Origin of the sequence: Clostridium sp. AF27-5AA (assembly GCF_003478415.1) — a bacterium.
Classification (GTDB): domain Bacteria; phylum Bacillota; class Clostridia; order Lachnospirales; family Lachnospiraceae; genus Otoolea; species Otoolea fessa.
In genome coordinates this window covers 146504-170051 of sequence record NZ_QUFH01000002.1, presented here as the reverse complement: position 1 = coordinate 170051, position 23548 = coordinate 146504, and the positions used below count along the sequence as shown (strand labels likewise).

The window sequence follows — 23548 nt, the reverse complement described above, 5'->3', positions numbered from 1 at the left end:
CTATTCCTCTTTCAAAATCGGTACCAGTGCGTCCAGAAGCTCCGATTTACGAAGGATTCCATCCGGAAGCGGAATTCCCTTTTTCTGCAGCTCCCACGCAAGCTCCGTCACCTGCGGCACATCCATCCGGTATTGTTTTAGTTCCTCCACGCGGGAGAAAATCTCCTTCGGCGTGCCGTCCATCACGATATGACCGTCATCCATGACGATCACGCGGTCTGCATCGACCACCTCTTCCATATAATGGGTGATCAGCACCATCGTGATTCCTTCCGCCCGGTTTAACTCATGGACGGTGCGGATAACCTCCTTGCGTCCGTTCGGATCGAGCATCGCCGTCGGCTCATCGAGCACGATACATTCTGGTTTCATCGCCATGACGCCCGCGATCGCCACACGCTGCTTCTGTCCGCCGGACAGATGGTTCGGGGACTGCTTGCGGTACATCGTCATCCCGACTGCCTTTAAGCTCTCATCCACTCGCTTCCAGATCTCCTCGGTCGGAACTCCGATATTTTCCGGACCGAATCCGACGTCCTCTTCCACTATATTTCCTATGATCTGGTTATCCGGATTCTGAAAGACCATGCCCGCATTTTTGCGGATATCCCACAGATGCGCCTCGTCCCTCGTATCCATCTCCGATACAAAAAGCGTACCGTCGGTCGGGCTCAAAATGCCATTGATCTGCTTGGCAAATGTGGACTTGCCGGAACCATTGTGTCCCAGGATCGCCACAAAGCTGCCTTTCTCAATCTCCAGATTCACATGATCCAAGGCGCGCTTTACTTCCTCTACCTGCCCCTCTTCATCGCGTCTTATATAATCAAATACAAGATTGACCGCTTTTATGATATTCATGTATTTTTCCTCCACAGTATGTCCGCCTGACCGGACATTACCGTTCATTGTAGAAGAATTTTCCCCGGTAGTCAAGCGGTTGTTCCGAATTGTTATCCTTTTTTAAAAATAAGTTTACTTTTTGCCTACCCGCCCCAGGTACAGACTACCTATTTGATCGCATATTCCGCATAAATCTCAAAGAAATCCGCGTCATTTTTCTCGAACTCCGAGGTCAGATCCAGACTGTCCCAGAGCCCGCTGCTGTAAGAAACGGAGATCGTATTGCTGAACCGATCGTAGATCTCCTGAAAGGCGCGTTTTTTCCGCTCCTCGTAGATGCGCTCCTTGCGCGCCGCCGTCTCGTCCTCGTCGTAATCGTCCGTACATTTGAGCACATAGTACGCGTCGTCCGCATGGATCACCTGGCTGACTGCGCCCTCGGCAAGGGAAAATGCCTCTTTCTCATAGGCATCCGACTCATCGCCGCGCCCCAGCACCCGGTCACTCACCGTCAACCCCGCCTCCTCGGCACAGGACTGGAAATCGGCATCTTCCTGCGATGCCGCCCGCTGGAAGGCGTCTGCCTCGCTCTCATCCGATGTCTTTATCTGACTGACATGGATCACCTTTGCCTCACTGTCGCTGACCTCCAGCGCCACATTGTCCGTGAGCTGTCCCGCCAGCTTCTCCGCCAGACCATAATCCTCATAGATATGCTGGACATCCGCCTCCGTCACGCCCATCGAGTCGATCGCCGACTGCGGCAGACGCCCAAAATACTCGGCTGCTGCCCGGTCCATCGCCGCCCGCTCCTCTGAAGTCAGGGAAATCCCCCGGTCGGCTGCCAGCAGGTTCATGATTTTCAGCTCATCCATAAACGAACGGATCTGTTTTTTTAGATACGTTTCAAAATCATCGCCCTTTTCTCCAACTGAAACGCCCCAGATCTGATCTGTACAGACCTCCTCATAGCGTTTTTTCTCCGTCATGGCGATCACCATCACTTCCGCGCGGGAATAACCTTTTTCATTCTTCTTTCCCACCACGATCGTGCTGCCGTCCGAGCCGCATCCAGTCAAAAGCCCCAGGCTGAGCGCCAGCCCCGCAAGCAGGGCACACGCCGCCCGGTGGATATGGTTTGTCTTCCTTTTCTGTTTCTGCATGGATACTCCCTTTCTCCTGCATATTTTAGCAATTCCTGTCACATATTCTCTCTGAGCGGATGATTTATCTCAGTCGAGAAGACTCCCACCTCTTCAGGTGGTGAGTAATAGCAAATTTGTCTCAGTGGAAGCCTTGTCTCCGACTGAGATAAACGCTCCGCGAGGATGCGCAGTGATTCCGTAAAGAATATGTCAGCTTACGCTGACCAGAATCACGCGCCAAGTCTCACGGACGTTCGACTTGAATACTGTTCACACATATGACCAGCAGCGCTGCGTTCTGTCAATCCTTCCACTCTGGTTCACGGTCTGCCACCACGTTTTCTTACGGCACTTTCGGTTCCAAAAGTGCCTACCCATGAACAGTAACTTTCTTTCCATCAGCCATCCACCTCAGACCGTATGCTTGAGCAGATCCTCTATCTTCTCCGGGCAGATCCGCTTCAATTCCTGATAGAGTCTTCCGACCGGCAGCCCCATCACATTCGTGTAAGAACCGTCGATTCCGCGGATATGCGCGGCAAAGCTTCCCTGAATGCCGTATGCGCCCGCCTTGTCCATCGACTCGCCGCAGTCTACATACGCCTCGATCTCCGCATCGCTCATCGGATATACATCCACCCGCGTCTCAACCGCAAAGCAGCTCTCCCGATCCTCAGTCAGGATCGCCACGCCCGTGTATACACGGTGGCTGCGCCCCTGGATCCGTCCGATCATCTCAAGCGCCTCATCCCGATCCGCCGGTTTTCCTAAAATCTCGTCATCCACACTGACAACGGTATCGGAACCAATGATAATCCCGGAAAATGGGATTCCCGTCGTCCGTGCCTCCTCACGCACCTGCGCCATCACATCGCGCGCCTTCTGTCCCGCCAGTTCCATCACAACCTGCGCCGGTTCCGTACAGAGCGGATTTTCCTCCAAAGTGCTCGGATGAATCTCCGGTTTCAGCCCAATCCGCTCCAAAAGCTCCCTGCGGCGCGGAGACGCACTCGCCAGAATTAACCGGCAGGCAGGTTTGGTATTTTCTATGTCTCTTCTCTGTTCCATTGTTCTGTTCTCATTTCCTCAGTTTCATTTAACGCTTAGATACACGTTATCCCTATATTTATACCATCTATCAGCCAAAATGAAAAGATCCGATGTTCGTTATATGAACATCGGATCGAGAATAAATGCAATCAAAATGCCTAAAATCGCGCCTGCTGCTACCTGTATCGGCGTATGCCCCACGTATTCCTTCAATTTTTCCTGTAACACCACGCCGTCCAGCTTGAGAAAATCATCGAAAAGCAGACGGTTTAGAACTCTTGCCTGCTTTCCTGTCTCCTGCCGGACACCGATCGCGTCATACATAACAATCATCGCCAGAATAAAGCTGATGGAAAATTCAAAGCTTCCCACTCCGTACCGCAGCGCCGCCGCCGTTGCCATCGAACATACAGTGGATGAGTGAGAACTCGGCATACCGCCGGAGCCAACCAGACGCTCCGGGTTGAACGAATGGTTCAGCCCGATGTCCAGAATCGTCTTGAGCACCTGGGCGACCACCCACCCGGTCACGCCGGTCATCAGCGTCTGGTTTGATGTCAATTCCTGAAAAAAAGTCATGTTTCTCTCCTGTACTATCTTAATTCCTCTGTTTTCTTCCACACATATGCCACTGTCTCTAAATCACCCGGTCCGTCATTAATATCCTATCAGCCAGTCATACAATTCCTGATATTTTCCAGCCGATGTCTGCCAGGAAAAATCCGCCGCCATGCCGCGGTCTACGATCTTGTTCCACTCGCGCTTCTTATTATAATAGATGTATTTTGCATAGCGGATGCAGTCGAGCATCTCATGTGCATTGTAGTTAGCAAAGGAAAATCCTGTTCCGGTTCCATCGTATTCATTGTATGGCCATACAGTATCCTTGAGGCCACCCGTCTCACGCACGATCGGCACGGTTCCGTAGCGAAGCGCCATGAGCTGGCTCAGCCCACATGGTTCAAACAGCGACGGCATCAGGAATGCGTCACAGGCTGCATATACCTTATGCGACATATCTTCCGAATAATAAATATTAGCGGAAACACGATCATTGTACTTCCAGTCATAGTGGCGGAACATATTTTCATACCGTTCATCTCCGGTTCCCAGCACAACCAGCTGTACATCTTCCGTACAGATCTCATCCATCACACACTGTACCAGGTCAAGTCCCTTCTGGTCGGTCAGACGGGAGACGATACCGATCATGAACTTTTTCTCGTCCTGCGCCAGTCCCAGCTCCGCCTGCAGCGCCTTTTTATTCTTGGATTTCTCCTTGCGGAATGTCTTTGCGTTATAATTTTGTACGATCCGTTTATCTGTCTCCGGATTAAATTCATCGTAATCAATACCATTTAAGATACCGCGCAGACTGTTGCTTCTCGCACGCATCAGACCGTCCAGTCCCTCGCCGTAGAACGGAGTCTTAATCTCCTCCGCGTAGGTGTTGCTGACCGTCGTGATCGCATCCGCGTATACGATGCCGCCTTTTAACATATTGCCGTCTTTGTAAGCTTCCAGCTTATCCGGTGTAAAATAGTAGTCCGGCAGCTCAGAGAAATGCTGGATTGTCTTCACATCCCACACACCCTGGAATTTCAGGTTGTGGATCGTCATGACGGACTTGATATCCCGGAAGAACTCGCCGCCGTGGAATTTGTCCTTGAGATGCACCGGGATAAGTCCCGTCTGCCAGTCGTGGCAGTGGATGACATCCGGCTTGAAGCCGATCACCGGCAGGGATGAGAGAGCCGCCTTGCAGAAGAAAGAAAACTTCTCCAGATCGTAATACCAGTCCCCATACGGGCGATCACCCCAGAAATAACTCTCATTATCAATAAAATAGAAGGTCACGCCCTCATATTCATATTCCAGGATGCCCACATACCGGTTCTGTCCCAGATAATCCATATAAAAATGGTTCACATACTTCATTTCATTGCGGAATGACTCTTTGATGCACAGATACTTCGGGATCATGACACGCACATCAAAATACTGCTTATCAAAACATTTTGGAAGGGATCCGACAACGTCTGCCAAACCTCCTGTTTTGATAAATGGAACCGCCTCCGATGCAATAAACAGAATATTCTTCATAGCTACTACCTCCCAACCGTGCCCGCTCGCGATCTGGCACCCTATTAAAATTATTATACAATAGAATCAGGGAATTAGAAAGTAGGCGACAGAGAAAAAAATCGGGAAATATATGACAAATAGTTCCGATTTGCAGACTGTATTTTCTGAATTGGATATTTTGCATAGTACCGGATGAATTATAAATTTTACCGCATGAAAAAGAATGTGCCTTGGCACATTCTCGCGCCGAGCGCGGTCGCTTGCGACATGTTTCTGCTTCGCGCGAGTGCGCATCCTCGCGGAGCGTTTTTTTGTTTCATAGGACGCAATTTCCTATGAAACAAAAATAAAAGACGGAGCCGAAAAGAAAATTATGTTTTCTCTTCGGCCCCGGCTTTTGTATAATCAGGGATTGATCTCCCTGTATTTCTTCATCGTCCGCGCAAACAGCTCGCCGTTGGACGGCGGCGTGTACGTGATCGCATTGGCTCCTGCCTCGATCGTCTCCAAAATCGATTCATTAGTCGGTCCTCCGGTCGCGATAATGGCAACGTCCGGATACTCCTTCCGGATCTCGGCTACCATCGATGCGGTGGCGGCAGCGCCTGATACATTTAAAATATCGGCTCCCGCCTCCAGTTTGCGGCGGACATCCGTGTGAACCGAAGCAATCGTCGCAATGACCGGAATGTCAACCACCCGCTTGATCTCCGTGATGACCTCATCCGCGATCGGCGCATTGACCACTACACCGTAGGCTCCCTGATGTTCTGCCTGAAGCGCCAGACGGACGGAACGCTTTCCTCCGGTCAGACCGCCGCCGACCCCGACAAACACCGGCACATCCGAGATGCTGATGATCGACTGTGAGATAGCTGCCTGCGGAGTAAACGGATAAACTGCGATGATCGCATCCGCGTTGATATTTTTGATGATTGCCACATCCGTTGAGAAGGCGATCGATTTGATACGCTTTCCAAAGATGCGGATTCCTGAACATTCACTGATACAATACGGACACATAATCGTGTGATCCCGCAGGGTTCCATTGTACGCCGGTACTTTTTTTTTCATAGGCAATTCTCCGTTCTTTTAGCTGCTTTCCTGACCTCTCTGTCCAGCTGTTTTATACAGGGGCAGTTTTTCAGTCCTGCATCTTTTATTTCCCCTTTATCTTATCATACACACATTTACCCATGCAATCAGTCACTTTCATAAATGTGTTACAATCGTGTTAAAAAGGCTTACAGCACTTTCGGCTCCAAAAAGCACCGCACGATTTTATACATCCCGCTTATAATCCAGGCAAATCTTGTCAACAATCAATGCGATAAATTCCGAATTGGTCGGCTTTCCTTTCCCTGTGCTGACGGTATATCCAAATAGATCGTTGATCGTGTCCATCTTGCCGCGGCTCCATGCGACCTCAATCGCGTGGCGGATTGCCCGCTCGACACGGCTTGAAGTGGTCTGGCGCTTCTTGGCGATGGTCGGGTACAGGATTTTCGTCACAGAACCGAGCATTTCTTTATCACTGACTGACAAAATAATCGCATCCCGCAGGTACTGATATCCCTTAATATGAGCCGGAATCCCAATCTCATGCAGAATCTGCGTCACATCGCTCTCCAGATTCTGTCTTTCATATTCCGCCGACACCATATACGGCTCCACCTTCCGGTTGCCCGCCAGGGTCGAAGCGCGGTTCCTGTAATTCTTCAGGCGATGTACCTTGTCTAAAACCGCCTCCTTCGAAAATGGCTTTACTATGTAATAACAGGCGCCCATCCGAAAAGCATCCGCTGTCAGATTCTCGCTGCTCGCAGCTGTAATCATAACAAAGGAAGTGTCAGCTGAACAGTCTTGATTTGTCTTGATGCGCTCCATAACCGAAATTCCATCCATTCCCGGCATCACTACGTCCAGAAATACAATATCCGGCTTTGTCTTTACGATCATATTATAGGCATCGGTTCCGTTTTCCGCTTTTCCGACCACCTGAATCTCCTTATCACTTTCCAGTATATTTCCAAGCATATCCAATGCCTGACGATTATCCTCTGCGATCGCAATCTTCATTTCTGCCATAATATTCTCCTCCTCGGCACCTGTGATGATTAAAATAATTATAAATTCTTTTTTTAACAAGTTTCAACTCGTTTTGATCGCGCAGTTCGACACTCAACGCTCATTTTGTCTATCAATTCTTTTGATGCAAAATAAATTACACAAGATGCAAACTATATATAAGCATGTATTGTAGCTAACCGTATCTGTTAAGATTCCGCTATAAACCTTCTACCGCCCAGCCGCCATACGCCTATCTAACGATCCCTTATCACCACGTTTTACCGATTCCGGTCGAAAGACACACAAAATACACGCAATTAAAAAGCCTCCACGACCGGTTTCTGAACATGAAAATTCCATCTTTGCAGATCAAGTTTCGATAAATTCCTATAAAAAAACAGAGTTACGCCATAGCCATACAACTATAACATACTCTGTTATCGTGTTAATGCAACTGGCTGCCATTTTACAGGCCCTATAGCTTTGCGTCGCAGCTTTTCAACTGTTTTGCCAAATATGTAATTTGCTCTATTATATACGCTTTTTTTATATCCTGTCAATAAAGAGAGCAAAAACTTTGTACTTTGCATGTTACTGTTCACACACGTGTGCCCAGCAACAGGATTTTGCCGATGCTGCGTATTCAAAATCGGCAAAATCTGCTGCCAGAACTGTATCATATGGAATTTTCAGTCCAGAAAATTCCCACCCGTAAACAGTTACTTTGCATCCAGATTCAATGTCCCAGCATATTCTCCACCAGAATCCCATACCCACGCGTCGAATCCTGAATAAAAACGTGCGTAACTGCTCCGATGAGTTTTCCGTTCTGGATGATGGGGCTGCCGCTCATGCCCTGGACGATCCCGCCGGTCAAGGACAGAAGTTCCGGATCGGTTACGCGGATGACCATATCCTTGTTGTGGCGGTTGGAGGAATGGTCTATTTTCTGAATCTCAATCTCGTAGTCTTTCAATTCCCCGGACACGCTGCTGCGGATGCAGGCACGGCCTTTTTTGACGTCCTGACGGTAACCGATCGGAATTGCAGGGTTCTTTACCCGACTTAAAAAGCGCGGATTTGCCGTCCCGAAAATGCCCTGATCCGTATTAGCCTCCACACTTCCCAGCCGCGACTGATTTCCATAGTAAATAACGCCCGACATCACGCCCGGCTTTCCGAAACTTCCCTTCTCCACACCCAGAATCTCCGTATCGTATAGTTCGCCGCCGGAGGTCTGCACCAGAAGTCCCGTGTCGCCGTCGCTGATACCGTGTCCCAGCGCTCCAAACGCGCCGTTAGCACATACATAGGTCATCGTACCGATGCCCTGCGTATCGTCGCGGATCCACAGCCCCAGCTTATAGTCTCCCTCCTGCGTCTGTACCGGCGTCATCTGTACATCCATCGTCTCTCCCTCGCGGCGCACTGAAAGTGTCAGAGCCATATTTCCCGCTTCCTTGACCGCCCGTATCATATCTTTCTTGTCCGTCGCCGGCGTCCCGTTGATTGCCTCGATATAGTCTCCAGAACGCAGGATCCCGTCCGCCGGATCCATCACTTCCCCCGTCTGTGCCGTCACCCTTCCGGTTCCGATCACCATCAGTCCATCGGATTTCATGTAAATACCCACCGGCAGCCCACAGGGAACCGCATACTGGACGTCCGACACATCTACCTCGATATCCTTTAATTTCCATATTCCAAAGAGTTTGAGACTTAAACGGTACGTTCCCTCCTGTTCAGAATAGATGGAAAAGGGCTGGTTGAGCTGCAGATGGATCTGGTCGGACGGAATTTTAGAGCTGCCGTTTAGAAGCACCTCCTCGCTCTCACTTTCCAGCAATGCCCGAAACGGCAGCCCAAAGCGAACTTGCTCCTGCCGGTCCACCACCACATTGATGCGGTCGGGAACCGCGTTCTTCACATATTGATAAGACACGCCGGCAAGCGCAATGACCCCCGCACCAAAGATTATCAGCAGAACACGGCGAAGTTTTTCCTTCCGACTTATTGTTTTCCACATACCAGAGTTTTTTCGCACGGTTTTTCCTCCTTCTACTCCTATGTACCTCCCCCGTTCCGTAGATTACGCACTGCGGCGAATCTCAACGAAATGCAGATGTACACTCTGTTTGAATCCAAGAACTTGTTCGATAAAATCGTTTAATCCTAGTATGCGGAAAACCGTAAAATTCAGTCTGCTATTTTTGCGCCATTCTTTCTATTTTTTTCATTCAAGTGTTATTAAAACCCTGACTTTTTCTCAAGGTAAATGGAAAACCTGAAAAATTCCATTCTAACGTCAAAAAACCCGGTTCAGAAGACAGATTTCTCTGTCTCCCAAACCGGGGGTATAAAATCATCTTACGATTCAAAACTTGCGTAAAAGAACGAAAATTTGATACAACTTAAACAAACGAATCTATCTAAATTATACCAGCTCTAACAGAACTTCCATAGCGCCGTCGCCCTTACGCTGACCGATCTTAACGATACGGCTGTAACCACCATTGCGGTTAGCGTACTTCGGTGCAAGCTCATCAAACAGCTTAGCCGGCATATCTACCTTCTTAGTGTTTTTCTTCTTGCCTGCTCTTGCAGTCGGAACGTCTGTTACATCGTAGAGAACCTTCAGCATCTGTCTTCTAGCGTGAAGTCTGGAAGCTTTATCTTTCTTGATCTCTTTCTCTACTTCGTCGTAAACGGTAACTTTCTTGCCGTCAACAACTTCTTTTACTCTCTTGCCGTTCTCGTCTTTGCGAGCTACCTTAGCGGTAACTTTAACGGTCTCGAAGTTATCTTTCTCTTTTACTGCCAGAGCGATCAGACCCTCAGCGATCTTCTTCACTTCTTTTGCTCTTGCCTCAGTGGTAACGATCTTGCCGTTGAATAACAGTGCGGTTACCAGGCTGCGCAGCATTGCTTTTCTCTGACTGGAAGTTCTTCCAAGTTTTCTATATCCTGCCATGATTCTTTCTCCTCCATTTGCGGAAGCCGGCACTCATGCCCTTTGGACTTACTGAATGTCTGCTATATAAAATATAATTGTTTGATGGTTATGCAGGGACCTGTGCCATTCGGACTTACCCGTCCCCGTATCTGCATGAAAGGGACGCACTGCAAAGCACGTCCACCCACGCGGTATCTTAAGCCTCTTCGCTCGGGTTGAGCTGCAGGCCTAATTCTTTCAGTTTTGCAAGAACCTCTTCCAGGGATTTGCGGCCCAGATTTCTGACTTTCATCATATCTTCCGGTGTGCGGTTGCACAGCTCCTCCACTGTATTGATTCCGGCTCTCTTTAAACAGTTGTAAGAACGAACGGATAACTCCAGCTCGTCGATGTTCATCTCAAGCACTTTCTCTTTCTCGTTGTCTTCCTTCTCTACCATAACCTCTGCGGTCTTGGCATTCTCGGAAAGGTCAATGAAGAGGTTCAGATGCTCGCTCAGAACCTTTGCTGCCAGGCTGACAGCTTCGTCTGGTGCCAGCGTTCCATTTGTGTATACATCTAATGTCAGCTTATCATAATCTGTCACCTGACCCACACGGGTGTTCTCAACGGTCATATTGACACGCTCCACCGGTGTGTAGATAGAATCAACAGCCAGAACTCCGATCGGAAGATCTTCACTCTTGTTCTTATCTGCGCTGATGTAGCCGCGGCCCTTCGTGATCGTCAGCTCCATGTAGAATTTGCTGTCCGCGCCGCCGCTTAATGTAGCGATGACCTGGTCCGGATTCAAAATCTCAATGTCAGAATCAGCGTGAATGTCAGCTGCTGTGATGACGCCTTCGCCCTCGAACTCGATATAAGCCGTCTTCGGCTCATTCGTCTCGCTGCTGTTTTTGATCGCCAGACTCTTGATGTTCATGATAATTTCAGTTACATCCTCTTTTACACCAGGGATAGAACTGAACTCATGCAAAACGCCGTCGATTTTCACTTGACTTACTGCTGCACCAGGCAAAGAGGAAAGCATAATTCTTCTTAAAGAATTGCCTAATGTGGTACCATAGCCTCTTTCCAGCGGTTCAACCACAAATTTGCCATATCTTTTGTCTTCGGAAATCTCAGCAATTTCAATTTTTGGTTTTTCAAAATCGAACACGATAGCCCCTCCTTTTGGGAACATTTTTGAGGGTCTGCCATACTCTTGTAGTCTCGGAATCTCCCAAGCAGCTGCCAAAGCAGGTACATGGGAGATTCTGGACTAACATAATAGTAATACTTCTTATTATTTGGAGTACAGCTCGACGATAAGCACTTCGTTTACAGGAACGTCAATTTCGTCTCTGCTCGGTAACTCTTTAACAGTACCTTTCAGGTTCTCAGCGTCAACTTCCAGCCATGCCGGTACCATTCTTCCGCCGGTTACCTCAGCGATATCTTTATATCTCTGTGAAGATTTGTACTTCTCTTTGATCTCGATTACATCGCCAGCCTTAACTAAGTAGGACGGGATGTTTACGCTCTTGCCGTTTACGAGAACGTGCTTGTGATCTACGATCTGACGTGTCTCTTTTCTTGTACGGCCAAAGCCCATTCTGAATAATACATTATCCAGTCTGCACTCCAGAAGGATCATCAGGTTAGCACCAACCTGACCATTCATTCTGGATGCTTTTGCATAGTAATTTCTAAACGGTTTCTCTAACACACCGTAGATGAATTTTGCTTTCTGCTTCTCTCTCAGCTGGAGTGCATACTCGCTCATCTTTCTGTTGGCTCTCGTTAATTTTCTCGTTGATTTCTTGTCGATTCCTAAATAAACCGGATCAAGGTCAAGAGATCTACATCTTTTAAGTACAGGAACTCTATCTACTGCCACTTTACTTGCACCTCCTAATTAGACTCTTCTACGTTTCGGCGGACGGCATCCGTTATGCGGAACCGGAGTTACGTCCTTAATGCTTGTTACTTCCAGACCACATGCCTGAAGAGCACGGATTGCTGCTTCACGACCTGATCCCGGACCTTTTACCATAACGTCTACAGACTTTAAGCCATGGATAAGAGCTGCCTTCGTTGCAGTTTCTGCAGCCATCTGAGCCGCATATGGAGTAGATTTCCTTGAACCTCTAAATCCCAGACCGCCTGCACTTGCCCATGATAAGGCATTACCCTGTGCATCTGTTAAAGTAACGATTGTGTTATTAAAAGATGACTGGATGTGCGCCTGTCCGCGTTCAACGTTTTTCTTTACACGCTTTTTTGTCACTTTCTTGCCAGTGGACACTTTTTTAGCCATTTTAAACTAACCTACTTTCTCAAATATTGAATCCTGTTGCTAAACCTAACCTGATTCAGTTTCCTTGTTACTTAATTATTTCTTCTTGTTTGCTACTGTCTTTCTCGGACCCTTACGAGTTCTAGCGTTGGTCTTTGTCTTCTGACCACGAACCGGAAGGCTCTTTCTATGACGGATGCCTCTGTAGCATCCAATCTCCTGCAGTCTCTTGATGTTCATAGCGATCTCTCTTCTCAGATCACCCTCAACCACCTGACTGTCAGCGATGATTGCCGCAAGCTTCTTAACTTCGTCGTCAGTTAAGTCCTTAACACGAGTGTCAGGATTAACTTCAGCTTCGGCCAGGATACGGGCTGCACTTGCTCTACCGATACCGTAGATGTAAGTCAAGCCGATCTCTACGCGTTTCTCTCTTGGTAAATCGACACCTGAAATACGAGCCATGTGTGTAGTACACCTCCATTAGTTTTTCTTACTTCTTCGTTGATAATGTATAAATTTGCTTAAACTACTGAACAACTCATCCGAGTGGTTCATAATAGAAAGCCGCGCGAAAAAATAGGTGCTAAATCAAATTAGCCCTGTCTTTGTTTGTGCTTCGGATTCTCACAGATTACTCTGATACTGCCTTTTCTCTTGATGATCTTGCACTTTTCGCAAATTGGTTTAACCGATGATCTAACCTTCACAGCAATTCTCCTTTCCGTAATAGTCCGTCCAATCTCGGACATACAATTTTTTATAACCTATTGCAGTCCTGTGTCGGACTTACAGGTACAACAGACTCGTTCCATCCCCCTGCCGTGAGAGGACAAAAGGGCGGATCTTACCTGATGCTTCAACAAAGTTCGCTAAAGCATTATAACATTTAAAATCCTATAATGCAAGCGAAATTTACACTTCTCTCAATATTTTTATTGAGAAAAATGGATTGGTCTTTATTTATCTCTCCAAATGATTCTTCCCTTAGAGAGATCGTATGGCGACATTTCCATTGTAACCTTATCGCCCGGCAGAATACGAATGTAGTTCATACGGAGTTTTCCGCTGATCGTAGCAAGTACGATGTGTCCGTTTTCCAGTTCTACCTTAAACATAGCGTTCGGCAGCTTCTCTGCTACTACGCCCTCAATCTCAATTACATCTGCTTTCGACATTCTATATACCTCCCTGCAATGATTTCTGAATGAAATAGCGGATCGCTTCATCCTGGACTGCCGCGCCGTCCGCAAACTGGGCTGCCAGCGCCTCATCCCGCTTGTGGGAAAACTGCACGTGCTTTCTCTTCTTGCGTTTCGGCTTGGCGGCAGTTTTGGTGCGTCCGTCTGCCAGATACACATAGTGTGCATCTTCTCTGACTATGATATAATAATTGCCTTTGTCGTGACCCGCAAGTGAGCGGACCAGACAGGCCATTCCATATTCCGTCATTCTGATCTCCGTTTCTGCTTAGACAGACACTTTCTAAAAAACATCGCTGCTGATTGACGCAGCTCCAGCAGATACGCTGCCATTTCTCCCACTTTGCCAGAAACATCCAAAAAACATGCAGGTTTGTCTGAAACAAACGATTTTTGTCCATTTCACAAAGTGCAACCAGTTTGGAGAAACAACCAGTGGCAGCCAGCTGAAGCCAGCCAAATCAACGCTTCGAATTTCACAAAAGGTTCTTTCCTATTTTCTATCTATAACGACAGAATCTCAGGCTCATTTTCTGTAATTAGAATCGTATTTTCATAATGAGCAGCCCAGCCGCCGTCTTCCGTCATGACAGTCCAGTCATCATCGAGCCAGACTACTTCGTAGCTGCCCTCGGTGATCATCGGCTCGATCGCGAGCGTCATGCCGGGCTGTAAGAGAATTCCTTTTCTTTTTCTTGCAAAATTCGGAATCTCCGGATCCTCATGCAGATGGGAACCAATTCCATGGCCTACCAGATCTCTGACAACACCAAAGCCGAAGCTTTCAGCATATTTCTGAATGGCTGCAGAGATGTCATTGAGATGATTGCCAGCTTTGGCAAATTTAATTCCCTCAAAGAAGCTCTGTCTGGTAACTTCAATCAGTTTTTTGGCATCATCGTCGATCTCTCCGATGCCGTAAGTCCGGGCTGCGTCTGAGTGGTATCCTTTGTAGATCACTCCTGCATCCAGACTGACGATGTCTCCCTCATCGAGGAAATGTTCCTTGTGCGGGATTCCATGTACAACCTCATCATTGACAGAGACGCAGATCGATGCGGGATAGCCGTTGTAATTTTTGAACGAGGGAATGCAGCCGTAACTCCGGATGATTTCCTCTCCCATATGATCAATATCCCAGGTGGACATGCCCGGCCGAAGATTCTTCGCCAGTTCCTCATGCGTTTTGGCGAGAATTCTTCCCGCCTCACGCATCAGTTCAATCTCCCTGGGAGATTTTATCGTCACTGCCATGTTTTAAGCTCCCAAAATATCCGTAATGTTCTTGAATACGTCTTCCATGGTCTGTGTACCGTCTACCGTATGAAGAACGCCCTTCTTCTCATAGTACTCGATCAGCGGGTGTGTCTGGTCATGGTATATTTCCAGACGTTTCTGTACAGTCTCCGGCTTGTCATCATCACGAAGCACCAGCTCAGAACCGCACTTGTCGCAGATTCCTTCTTTTTTCGGTGCTGCGAACTGGATGTGGTAGGTAGCGCCGCACTTTAAGCACGCACGGCGTCCTGCCATGCGGTTTACGATGTTTGCATCCGGCACATCTACGTTGAGCGCGAAATCAATCGCCTCGCCGTTTGCTGCCAGCGCCTCTGTCAGACTCTCTGCCTGCGGGATCGTTCTTGGGAATCCATCCAGAATATAGCCGTTCTTGCAGTCAGCCTCATGGATCCGGTCAAGAAGCATGCCGATCGTTACCTCGTCCGGTACTAAAAGCCCCTGATCGATGAACGATTTTGCTTTTTTACCAAGCTCTGTGCCTGCCTTGATATTGGAACGGAAAATATCTCCGGTAGAAATGTGCGGAATGCCGTATTTTTCTGCAATTCTCTGAGCCTGTGTTCCTTTTCCGGCTCCCGGTGCTCCTAACATAACAATCTTCATAATGGTTACAATCTCCCTATATACAACAGAATCGCCTCCAGGCAGGAGCTGTCTCCGGCCACCTCCAGCCGTAAAGTAAGCAAGCTCCCGCCCAGAAAGCGAGTTGTCTTAGTCGTTTAAGAATCCTTTATAGTTGCGAACCAGCATCTGTGATTCGACTGCTTTGATTGTCTCAAGTACTACACCTACGATAATGATAAGAGAAGTACCTCCGAAGGAGAGACGGCTCACTGAGAACAGTCCAGAGACAATAATCGGAACCAGGCAGACAATGATCAGTCCGCAGGCACCAATCAGTATAATATACTCCAGAATTCCATCCAGGTAATCGGATGTTGGCTTTCCTGGACGAATGCCCGGGATGAAGCCGCCGGATTTCTTCATGTTGTTTGCTACTTCAAGCGGGTTGAATGTAATGGATGTGTAGAAATACGCAAACACAATAATCAACGCGATGTAGACAATTAAACCAACTGAATAAGCCGGACGCTCTGGATTAAACCAGGAGCTGGAATTCAGAGCCAGAAGAATCTTTCCTCCGATGGTGTCATAATTAACCTGGAAAAATCCAGCAATTACCACCGGGAAAGACATCAGGGATGAAGCAAAGATAACAGGAATAACGCCTGCTGTATTTACTTTTAACGGGATGCTTGTGGACTGACCGCCAACCATCTTACGTCCCTGCATCTTTTTAGAATACTGAACCGGAATTCTCCGCTCTGCATCCTGTAAAATGATAACAAATACAACCATCGCTACGATAACCGCTGCGATAATCACGGCTGTTACAACTGCAACCGCCACGATCTTGCCCTGCAGGAAACGCTCATAGAGCGTAATCATATCACTTGGCATGGTTGAAATGATATTGAACAGAAGTACGATAGAAATACCGTTTCCGACACCGTTTTCGGTGATTCTCTCACCAATCCACATCAGCATAGCACTTCCGGCTGTCATTGTCACGATTGCAACAATTACATTCATGGCAGTAAAGTTTACTAAAAGACCCTTTCCGCCAAAACCGATTGCCATGGCGATGGACTGCATCAGCGCCAGTGCAACTGTCAGGTAACGCGTATATTCCGCAATCTTCTTTCTTCCGTCTTCGCCTTCCTGCTGCATCTCCTCCAGTTTCGGAATTGCAATGGTCAAAAGCTGCATAATGATGGAAGATGTGATGTACGGGGTAATACTCAATGCGAATACCGACATGTTCGTAAACGAACCGCCGGTAATCGTATTAAAGAAACCAAACGCATCATTGGACTGTCTTGCGAACAGTTCCTGAAAGAATGTTGTATTTACTCCGGGAATCGGCAGCTGTGATCCGATACGGGTCACAACCAGCATAAAGAATGTATAGAGGAGTTTTTCTCTGACCTCTTTAATCTTAAATGCATTCTGGAGTGTTTTTAACATATTAGATCACCTCGCAGGTTCCGCCAACGGCTTCGATCTTCGCTTTCGCGCCTTCACTTACCGCATCAACCTTCACGTTCAGCTTTTTGGTCAGCTCGCCGTTGCCGAGGATCTTAACGCCGTCACGCGGGTTCTTTACGATGCCTGCTTCGATTAATGTTTCAACCGTAACAACTGTGTCGTTCTCGAATCTCTCAAGAGCGCTTACGTTGATACCAACGATGGTCTTAGAATTTCTGTTTGTGAAGCCTCTCTTCGGGAGACGTCTATATAACGGCATCTGACCGCCTTCAAATCCTGGTCTCGGAGCGCCGGAACGAGCTTTCTGTCCCTTATGTCCCTTACCAGCAGTCTTACCGTTGCCTGATGCGTGACCACGACCTCTTCTGAAGCTGTCGCTGTGCTTAGAGCCTACCGCCGGCTTTAAATTGGATAAATCCATGACTGCACCTCCTTGCAAATATCTTAGATTTCCTCTACTTTAACTAAATGTCTAACATTCTGGATCATGCCTCTGATAGCGGCGTTGTCCGGCTGCTCAACTGTCTTGCCAGTCTTGTTTAAACCAAGAGCTGCAACTGTTGCTTTCTGCTTCGGGATAGCGCCAATAGGAGACTTAACCAATGTGATTTTTAATTTCTCTGCCATTTTTATCTCCTCCTATTAGTTCAGAATTTCTTCTACAGACTTACCGCGAAGTTTTGCAACCTCTTCCGGAGTCTTTAAAGAACCTAAGCCTGCCAGGGTAGCAAGAACTACGTTTGCCTTGTTGTTAGAACCAAGGGATTTTGTACGGATGTTCTTGTAACCAGCCAGATCCAGTACGGCACGAGCCGGACCACCAGCGATAATACCGGTACCTTCCGGAGCCTTCTTCAGAAGTACGTTAGCGCTTCCGAATTTGCCGAGGAAATCGTGCGGGATGCTATTGTTCTCATCGAACGGAACCTCCATCAGGTTTCTGGCAGCTGCCTCTTTGCCCTTGCGGATTGCTTCCGGAACCTCAGCAGCTTTTCCCATACCAGCACCAACGTGGCCGTTTTTATCTCCAACTACTACTAAAGCGGAAAAACGCATTGTACGTCCGCCCTTAACGGTCTTGGATACACGTTTGATTGCCACTACAGTATCCTCTAACTCGAACTGGTTGGCATCAATTTTTGTACGTTTCATGTGTATGTTCTCCTTCCTACTAGAATTCCAGACCAGCCTCGCGGGCTGCATCTGCTAATGCCTGAACTTTTCCGTGGTAAATAAATCCGCCTCTATCGAAGACAACTTCTTTAATACCTTTTTCAAGCGCTCTCTTAGCGATTACAGTTCCAACGTGAGCTGCTGCTGCAACATCGTTCGTCTTCTCCAGTTCAGCTTTAACTTCCTTCTCGGCAGTGGAAGCTGCTACTAAAGTTTTTCCAACTGTATCATCAATGATCTGAGCATACATATGATTATTACTTCTAAACACTGCTAAACGCGGTCTCTCGGCTGTGCCAGAAAAACGGTTGCGTAATCTAACGTGTTTTTTAACGCGAATATCGCTTCTTGACTGTTTGCTAACCATCTTCACACTCTCCTTAATTATTTCTTACCAGTCTTACCAACTTTACGTCTGATAACCTCATCGGCATACTTAATACCTTTGCCCTTGTACGGCTCAGGTCTTCTCTTATCCCGAATCTCAGCTGCATACTGGCCAACTTTTTCTTTGCTGATACCTTTAACAGTGATCTTGTTCTGTCCTTCCAGAACAGTCTCAATGCCTTCCGGATCTTCCATCTCTACCGGATGGGAATAACCAAGGCTGAGAACCAGTTTCTTGCCCTGCTTCGCTGCTCTGTAACCAACACCGTTAACTTCCAGGACTTTCTCATAGCCTTCTGTTACACCGTGAATCATGTTGTTAATTAAGGTTCTTGTCAGACCGTGTAAAGATTTCATTTTCTTTAAGTCGTTCGGTCTGGTAACTACGATATGACCATCCTCTTCTTTGATGTTCATCTCAACCGGGAGTTCTCTCTCAAGAGTTCCCTTCGGACCTTTTACAGTCACTAAATTGTTCTCTGCGATTGTTACGGTTACGCCCGCCGGAATCGCAACTGGCATTCTTCCGATACGTGACATGCCTTTTACCTCCTACTTAGATTTTCGGAGAAGCCTGAGCGGCTTCTCTGTTTTCAGTTGTATCTATACCTTGTCTAAACCGATGATGATGCTTTCGGCTTACCAAACAAATGCAAGAACTTCTCCGCCTACGCCGAGTTCTCTTGCCTGCTTGTCAGTGATAACGCCCTGGTTGGTGGAGATGATAGCTACACCTAAACCGCCCAGTACCTTCGGCATATCTTCCTTGTTTGCGTAGATACGCAGACCCGGTTTGGAAATTCTCTTGATGCCGGAGATGATTTTCTCGTTTTTGTCTTTACCGTACTTTAAGGTAATACGGATAGTCTTGAAATTGCCGTCCTCAACAACGTCATATTTCTTGATGAAACCTTCCTTTACCAGGATGTCAGCGATTGCTAATTTCATCTTGGAATACGGAACATCTACTGTATCATGTTTTGCAGTGTTAGCATTACGGATTCTTGTAAGCATATCTGCAATCGGATCGCTCATTGTCATTTTGAGTGTGCCTCCTTATAATTTGACTACCACTTACTGTAAGTGGGTTTCGGTGGGTTTTGGGAACACTAGGATGTGTCCTCTATAATATAGGCATCGTCCACTCGACTAAGCTCGTCTATCGTCTTCGACTCTGACTCACTAAGTCTCGGGACGGGCTTTCGCACTAGATTCGAAACTACCTCATCAAGTGCTCAATGCCTACCAGCTTGCTTTCTTTACGCCCGGAATTTCGCCCTTGTAAGCTAATTCACGGAAGCAAACTCTGCAGATGCCGTATTTTCTTAAATATGCATGCGGACGACCGCAGATTCTGCAGCGGTTATATTCTCTGGTGGAGAATTTTGCCGGACGCTGCTGTTTAATCTTCATTGAAGTTTTAGCCATGATAAATCCTCCTATTATTTAGCAAATGGCATGTTGAACTGAGTTAACAGCTCACGTGCTTCTTCGTCGGTCTTAGCAGTGGTAACGAAGATGATATCCATACCTCTTACCTTATCTACTTTATCGTACTCGATCTCCGGGAAGATAAGCTGCTCTTTGATACCCAGAGCGTAGTTGCCTCTGCCGTCAAATGCGTTCGGATTTACACCGCGGAAGTCTCTTACTCGCGGAAGAGCCAGGTTGATCAGACGATCAGCGAACTCATACATCTTCTCGCCACGCAGGGTAACTTTACAGCCGATAGCCATACCCTCTCTAAGTTTGAAGTTAGCGACTGATTTTTTCGCTTTTGTAAGAACTGCCTTCTGGCCAGTGATGATTTCCATATCTCTTACAGCAGAGTCCAGAACTTTAGCATTTTCTTTTGCCTCGCCAACGCCCATGTTGATAACAATCTTGTCCAGCTTCGGCACTTCCATGATATTTTTATATCCGAATTTTTTGATCATAGCGTCTACGATTTCGCTCTGATACATTTCTTTTAATCTAGCCAATTTTAACGTTCCTCCTCTCTGTATTAGTCAATTACTTTACCGGTTGCCTTAGCAACGCGGACTTTCTTGCCGTCTTCTACTTTGAAGCCAACTCTCGTAGCCTTGCCATCCACTACCAGCATAACGTTGGAAATGTCAAGCGCGCCTTCCTGATGGATGATGCCGCCCTGCTGATTAGCTGCAGACGGTTTGGTATGCTTTGTTACCATGTTGCATCCCTCAACCAGGACTGTATTCTTCTTTACATTAACGGAAAGAACTTTTCCGGTTTTGTCTTTGTCTTTACCTGTGATAACCTTTACCAGGTCGCCTTTTTTAATTTTATGCACAGCTGACACCTCCTACAGTACTTCCGGAGCCAGGGAAACAATCTTCATAAACTGTTTCTCACGAAGCTCTCTGGCAACCGGCCCAAAAATACGGGTTCCTCTCGGGTTCTTGTCGTCTTTGATGATAACGGCTGCGTTCTCATCAAATTTGATGTAGGAACCATCTTTACGGCGTGCGCCCTTAACGGTACGTACAACAACGGCCTTCACTACATCGCCTTTCTTTACAACACCGCCTGGCGTTGCATCTTTAACGCTGGCAACGATTACATCGCCAATATTTGCATATCTTCTAGTAGAGCCGCCCATAACGCGGATACAGAGTAATTCTTTCGCACCGGTATTGTCGGCAACCTTTAATCTGGTCTCCTGCTGAATCATGCCCAATACTCCTTTCTGATTTAGAAATTATCTCGCTTTCTCGATAATTTCGACGAGTCTCCATCTCTTATCCTTGGATAACGGTCTTGTTTCCATTACCTTTACAGTATCACCGATACCGCACTCGTTGTTCTCGTCGTGTGCTTTTAATTTATAAGTTCTCTTAACAATCTTACCGATTAAAGGATGTTTTACGTGGTTTTCGATAGCAACTACGATTGTTTTGTCCATCTTGTTGCTTACTACCTTACCGGTACGTGTTTTTCTAAGATTTCTTTCCACGGTAGATATCTCCTTTCCTATTTTAGGAATCTATGATAATTAGTTCGCTTTCTCTGTAATAACAGTCTGAATACGAGCGATGTTTCTGCGAACTTCTTTAATTCTGCTTGTATTATCCAGCTGGTTGGTAGCGTTCTGGAATCTTAAGTTGAAGAGTTCCTTCTTAGCAGCTACTAATTCTTCGTTTAATTCTGCAGATGTCTTAGCTTTTAAATCTTCTACATACTTATTAATTTTCACTGTTATCACCGCCTTCTAAATCTGCTTTAGAAGCAATCTTGCACTTGCACGGAAGTTTGTGCATAGCAAGACGAAGCGCTTCTCTCGCTGTCTCCTCTGGTACACCCGCGATCTCGAACATTACGCGGCCTGGTTTTACTACTGCTACCCAGTACTCAAGTGCGCCTTTACCGGAACCCATACGAGTCTCAGCCGGTTTAGCAGTTACTGGTTTATCCGGGAAAATCTTAATCCAAACTTTACCACCACGTTTGATGTAACGGGTCATGGCAACACGGGCTGCCTCGATCTGGTTGGATTTGATCCAGCACGGTTCTGTAGCGACTAAACCGTACTCACCGTAGTTGATTACATTTCCTCTAAGCGCCTTGCCGGCCATGGTACCACGGAACTGTTTACGACGCTTTACTCTTTTCGGCATTAACATTATTTATCGCTCCCTTCCTTATTTCCTTTCGCAGGAAGTACCTCGCCTTTGTAGATCCAAACCTTAACACCGGTCTTGCCGTATGTTGTGTTTGCCTCAGCGAAACCGTAGTCAATATCTGCTCTTAATGTCTGAAGCGGGATAGTGCCCTCGCTGTAGAACTCTGTACGAGCCATATCAGCACCGCCAAGACGTCCGGATACGGAAGCCTTGATACCCTTAGCTCCAGCCTTCATGGTTCTGCCCATAGCGGACTTCATCGCACGACGGAAGGAAATACGGTTCTCAAGCTGCTGAGCGATGTTCTCTGCAACGAGCTGAGCGTCTCTGTCTGGTCTCTTAACTTCTTTGATGTCTACAAAAACTTTCTTGTCAGTTAATTTCTGAACCTGAGCTTTTGTCTTCTCGATCTCTGCGCCGCCCTTACCGATAACAACGCCCGGTTTAGCAGTGTAAAGAATGATTTTTACTTTATCAGAAGCGCGCTCGATTTCGATTTTGGAAACACCGGCGCTGTATAATTTCTTCTTAAGGAAGGTTCTGATTTTGTGATCCTCTACCAGGTTATCTGCAAAATCAGCTTCCGCATACCATCTGGAATCCCAGTCTTTAATAACACCGACTCTTAAGCCGTGCGGATTAACTTTCTGTCCCATAATTGCCTCCTCTTATTTCTCATCAAGCACGATTGTGATGTGGCTCATTCTCTTTTCGATTCTGTAAGCGCGGCCCTGTGCTCTCGGTTTTACTCTCTTCATTGTCGGTCCTTTGTTAGCGAAGCATTCTGCAACGTACAGGTTCTCCGGATTCATCTGGTTGTTGTTCTCTGCGTTAGCAACAGCAGACTCGAGTAATTTTTTAATTAAAGTAGAAGCATATCTAGGATTGTATGTTACAATACCAAGCGCTGTCTTCACATCTTTGCCTCTGATGGCATCTAATACGAAGCATGCTTTCTGAACGGATACTCTGGCGTAAGACAGCTTAGCCGACGGTCTCGTATCCTTATTAGCATTTCTTTCTCTTTTAATCTGGGATCTATGTCCTTTAGCCATTGGTGAAACCTCCTTTCAAGCGTAACTTACTTACGTCCTGCTTTCTTCTCGTCTTTTCCGTGGCCTCTGTAAGTTCTAGTGGCTACAAACTCACCGAGTTTATGTCCAACCATGTCCTCTGTCACGTATACCGGAACATGTTTTCTACCATCGTGAACTGCGATTGTATGTCCAACCATCTGCGGGAAGATTGTGGAACGGCGGGACCAGGTTTTGATAACCTGTTTCTGTCCTGCTGCGTTCATCTCATCTACTTTCTTTAAAAGATGAGCATCTGCAAATGGTCCTTTTTTTAATGAACGACCCATTAGTATACCT

At 47.0% G+C, this 23548-nt stretch carries 35 protein-coding genes and 1 riboswitch; all 35 genes read right to left on the bottom strand.

The genetic code is table 11. From position 1 onward, the window contains the following. The 35 genes from DWY89_RS03190 to rpsS all read right to left on the bottom strand — a co-directional run bounded on the left by DWY89_RS03190 (position 1) and on the right by rpsS (position 23538). Positions 1–861: an energy-coupling factor transporter ATPase gene (locus DWY89_RS03190; RefSeq protein WP_118523492.1), complete on the bottom strand. Its 861-nt coding sequence runs from the start codon at positions 859–861 to the stop codon at positions 1–3. Between the two features lie 149 nt (positions 862–1010). Then, entirely contained in the window at positions 1011–2006 is a 996-nt protein-coding gene (locus DWY89_RS03185) for a peptidylprolyl isomerase (protein ID WP_107000783.1), read from the bottom strand. 393 nt (positions 2007–2399) lie between these two features. Further along, positions 2400–3056, bottom strand: coding sequence for a Maf family protein (locus tag DWY89_RS03180; RefSeq protein ID WP_118523462.1), 657 nt, complete (start codon positions 3054–3056; stop codon positions 2400–2402). Positions 3057–3155: 99 nt separating this feature from the next. Next, positions 3156–3617, bottom strand: coding sequence for a divergent PAP2 family protein (locus DWY89_RS03175; protein WP_118523461.1), 462 nt, complete (start codon positions 3615–3617; stop codon positions 3156–3158). A gap of 78 nt (positions 3618–3695) precedes the next feature. Next, the gene (gene glgA, locus DWY89_RS03170; RefSeq protein ID WP_022358456.1) at positions 3696–5141 is read right to left on the bottom strand and encodes a glycogen synthase GlgA; all 1446 of its coding nucleotides are present in this window, start codon (positions 5139–5141) and stop codon (positions 3696–3698) included. Between the two features lie 387 nt (positions 5142–5528). Then, positions 5529–6197, bottom strand: a complete 669-nt coding sequence (locus tag DWY89_RS03165) for a hydrolase (RefSeq protein WP_117796493.1) — start codon at positions 6195–6197, stop codon at positions 5529–5531. Positions 6198–6404: 207 nt separating this feature from the next. Further along, positions 6405–7211 (bottom strand): sporulation transcription factor Spo0A, encoded by an 807-nt coding sequence (spo0A, locus tag DWY89_RS03160; RefSeq protein WP_117796494.1) that lies wholly within the window; start codon positions 7209–7211, stop codon positions 6405–6407. A 428-nt stretch (positions 7212–7639) separates the two neighbouring features. After that, positions 7640–7715, bottom strand: a riboswitch (cyclic di-GMP riboswitch). A 214-nt stretch (positions 7716–7929) separates the two neighbouring features. Further along, complete coding sequence (spoIVB, locus tag DWY89_RS03150) at positions 7930–9237, bottom strand: SpoIVB peptidase (protein ID WP_333491442.1); 1308 nt, start codon at positions 9235–9237, stop codon at positions 7930–7932. Positions 9238–9627: 390 nt separating this feature from the next. After that, positions 9628–10164 carry a L17 family ribosomal protein gene (locus DWY89_RS03145; protein WP_022360547.1) on the bottom strand — a complete coding sequence of 179 codons (537 nt, stop codon included), beginning with the start codon at positions 10162–10164 and terminating at the stop codon, positions 9628–9630. A gap of 178 nt (positions 10165–10342) precedes the next feature. Further along, complete coding sequence (locus tag DWY89_RS03140; protein ID WP_107000788.1) at positions 10343–11305, bottom strand: DNA-directed RNA polymerase subunit alpha; 963 nt, start codon at positions 11303–11305, stop codon at positions 10343–10345. Positions 11306–11431: 126 nt separating this feature from the next. Further along, positions 11432–12025, bottom strand: coding sequence for a 30S ribosomal protein S4 (rpsD, locus tag DWY89_RS03135; RefSeq protein ID WP_107000789.1), 594 nt, complete (start codon positions 12023–12025; stop codon positions 11432–11434). A gap of 18 nt (positions 12026–12043) precedes the next feature. After that, entirely contained in the window at positions 12044–12445 is a 402-nt protein-coding gene (gene rpsK / locus DWY89_RS03130) for a 30S ribosomal protein S11 (protein WP_022360550.1), read from the bottom strand. Positions 12446–12520: 75 nt separating this feature from the next. Beyond that, positions 12521–12889, bottom strand: coding sequence for a 30S ribosomal protein S13 (rpsM, locus tag DWY89_RS03125; protein WP_022360551.1), 369 nt, complete (start codon positions 12887–12889; stop codon positions 12521–12523). A gap of 131 nt (positions 12890–13020) precedes the next feature. Next, positions 13021–13134, bottom strand: a complete 114-nt coding sequence (gene rpmJ / locus DWY89_RS03120; RefSeq protein ID WP_003497809.1) for a 50S ribosomal protein L36 — start codon at positions 13132–13134, stop codon at positions 13021–13023. Between the two features lie 249 nt (positions 13135–13383). Beyond that, positions 13384–13602, bottom strand: coding sequence for a translation initiation factor IF-1 (infA, locus tag DWY89_RS03115; protein WP_022360552.1), 219 nt, complete (start codon positions 13600–13602; stop codon positions 13384–13386). A 1-nt stretch (position 13603) separates the two neighbouring features. After that, positions 13604–13876 carry a KOW domain-containing RNA-binding protein gene (locus DWY89_RS03110; protein ID WP_118471542.1) on the bottom strand — a complete coding sequence of 91 codons (273 nt, stop codon included), beginning with the start codon at positions 13874–13876 and terminating at the stop codon, positions 13604–13606. Positions 13877–14130: 254 nt separating this feature from the next. Beyond that, positions 14131–14880, bottom strand: coding sequence for a type I methionyl aminopeptidase (gene map, locus DWY89_RS03105; RefSeq protein WP_118469072.1), 750 nt, complete (start codon positions 14878–14880; stop codon positions 14131–14133). 3 nt (positions 14881–14883) lie between these two features. Beyond that, complete coding sequence (locus DWY89_RS03100) at positions 14884–15528, bottom strand: adenylate kinase (RefSeq protein ID WP_022360555.1); 645 nt, start codon at positions 15526–15528, stop codon at positions 14884–14886. Between the two features lie 108 nt (positions 15529–15636). Then, positions 15637–16953, bottom strand: a complete 1317-nt coding sequence (secY, locus tag DWY89_RS03095; protein ID WP_118524385.1) for a preprotein translocase subunit SecY — start codon at positions 16951–16953, stop codon at positions 15637–15639. 1 nt (position 16954) lies between these two features. Next, entirely contained in the window at positions 16955–17395 is a 441-nt protein-coding gene (gene rplO, locus DWY89_RS03090) for a 50S ribosomal protein L15 (protein ID WP_022360557.1), read from the bottom strand. A gap of 23 nt (positions 17396–17418) precedes the next feature. Then, positions 17419–17601 carry a 50S ribosomal protein L30 gene (rpmD, locus tag DWY89_RS03085; protein ID WP_022360558.1) on the bottom strand — a complete coding sequence of 61 codons (183 nt, stop codon included), beginning with the start codon at positions 17599–17601 and terminating at the stop codon, positions 17419–17421. Positions 17602–17616: 15 nt separating this feature from the next. Beyond that, positions 17617–18126, bottom strand: a complete 510-nt coding sequence (rpsE, locus tag DWY89_RS03080; protein WP_022360559.1) for a 30S ribosomal protein S5 — start codon at positions 18124–18126, stop codon at positions 17617–17619. A 19-nt stretch (positions 18127–18145) separates the two neighbouring features. Then, positions 18146–18514: a 50S ribosomal protein L18 gene (gene rplR / locus DWY89_RS03075; RefSeq protein WP_118523459.1), complete on the bottom strand. Its 369-nt coding sequence runs from the start codon at positions 18512–18514 to the stop codon at positions 18146–18148. A 17-nt stretch (positions 18515–18531) separates the two neighbouring features. Then, positions 18532–19074, bottom strand: coding sequence for a 50S ribosomal protein L6 (rplF, locus tag DWY89_RS03070; RefSeq protein ID WP_022360561.1), 543 nt, complete (start codon positions 19072–19074; stop codon positions 18532–18534). A gap of 99 nt (positions 19075–19173) precedes the next feature. Further along, the gene (gene rpsH, locus DWY89_RS03065) at positions 19174–19575 is read right to left on the bottom strand and encodes a 30S ribosomal protein S8 (RefSeq protein WP_118522221.1); all 402 of its coding nucleotides are present in this window, start codon (positions 19573–19575) and stop codon (positions 19174–19176) included. A gap of 201 nt (positions 19576–19776) precedes the next feature. Further along, a complete protein-coding gene (locus tag DWY89_RS03060; RefSeq protein WP_022345134.1) occupies positions 19777–19962 on the bottom strand; it encodes a type Z 30S ribosomal protein S14 in 186 nt (61 codons plus the stop codon). 14 nt (positions 19963–19976) lie between these two features. Further along, positions 19977–20516 carry a 50S ribosomal protein L5 gene (gene rplE / locus DWY89_RS03055; protein ID WP_022360563.1) on the bottom strand — a complete coding sequence of 180 codons (540 nt, stop codon included), beginning with the start codon at positions 20514–20516 and terminating at the stop codon, positions 19977–19979. Between the two features lie 23 nt (positions 20517–20539). After that, positions 20540–20845, bottom strand: coding sequence for a 50S ribosomal protein L24 (gene rplX, locus DWY89_RS03050; protein WP_022360564.1), 306 nt, complete (start codon positions 20843–20845; stop codon positions 20540–20542). Positions 20846–20857: 12 nt separating this feature from the next. Continuing rightward, entirely contained in the window at positions 20858–21226 is a 369-nt protein-coding gene (gene rplN / locus DWY89_RS03045) for a 50S ribosomal protein L14 (protein ID WP_022360565.1), read from the bottom strand. A gap of 27 nt (positions 21227–21253) precedes the next feature. Next, a complete protein-coding gene (gene rpsQ / locus DWY89_RS03040; protein ID WP_107000794.1) occupies positions 21254–21508 on the bottom strand; it encodes a 30S ribosomal protein S17 in 255 nt (84 codons plus the stop codon). Positions 21509–21547: 39 nt separating this feature from the next. Continuing rightward, the gene (rpmC, locus tag DWY89_RS03035) at positions 21548–21748 is read right to left on the bottom strand and encodes a 50S ribosomal protein L29 (RefSeq protein WP_022360567.1); all 201 of its coding nucleotides are present in this window, start codon (positions 21746–21748) and stop codon (positions 21548–21550) included. Beyond that, positions 21738–22175 carry a 50S ribosomal protein L16 gene (gene rplP / locus DWY89_RS03030; protein ID WP_022360568.1) on the bottom strand — a complete coding sequence of 146 codons (438 nt, stop codon included), beginning with the start codon at positions 22173–22175 and terminating at the stop codon, positions 21738–21740. Before rplP ends, rpmC begins: the two co-directional genes overlap by 11 nt. Then, positions 22175–22831 (bottom strand): 30S ribosomal protein S3, encoded by a 657-nt coding sequence (rpsC, locus tag DWY89_RS03025; RefSeq protein WP_022360569.1) that lies wholly within the window; start codon positions 22829–22831, stop codon positions 22175–22177. The genes rplP and rpsC overlap by 1 nt, the downstream gene beginning before the upstream one ends. 12 nt (positions 22832–22843) lie before the next feature. After that, positions 22844–23230, bottom strand: coding sequence for a 50S ribosomal protein L22 (rplV, locus tag DWY89_RS03020; protein WP_022360570.1), 387 nt, complete (start codon positions 23228–23230; stop codon positions 22844–22846). A 26-nt stretch (positions 23231–23256) separates the two neighbouring features. Next, a complete protein-coding gene (gene rpsS / locus DWY89_RS03015; RefSeq protein WP_022360571.1) occupies positions 23257–23538 on the bottom strand; it encodes a 30S ribosomal protein S19 in 282 nt (93 codons plus the stop codon). Between the last annotated feature and the right edge of the window lie 10 nt (positions 23539–23548).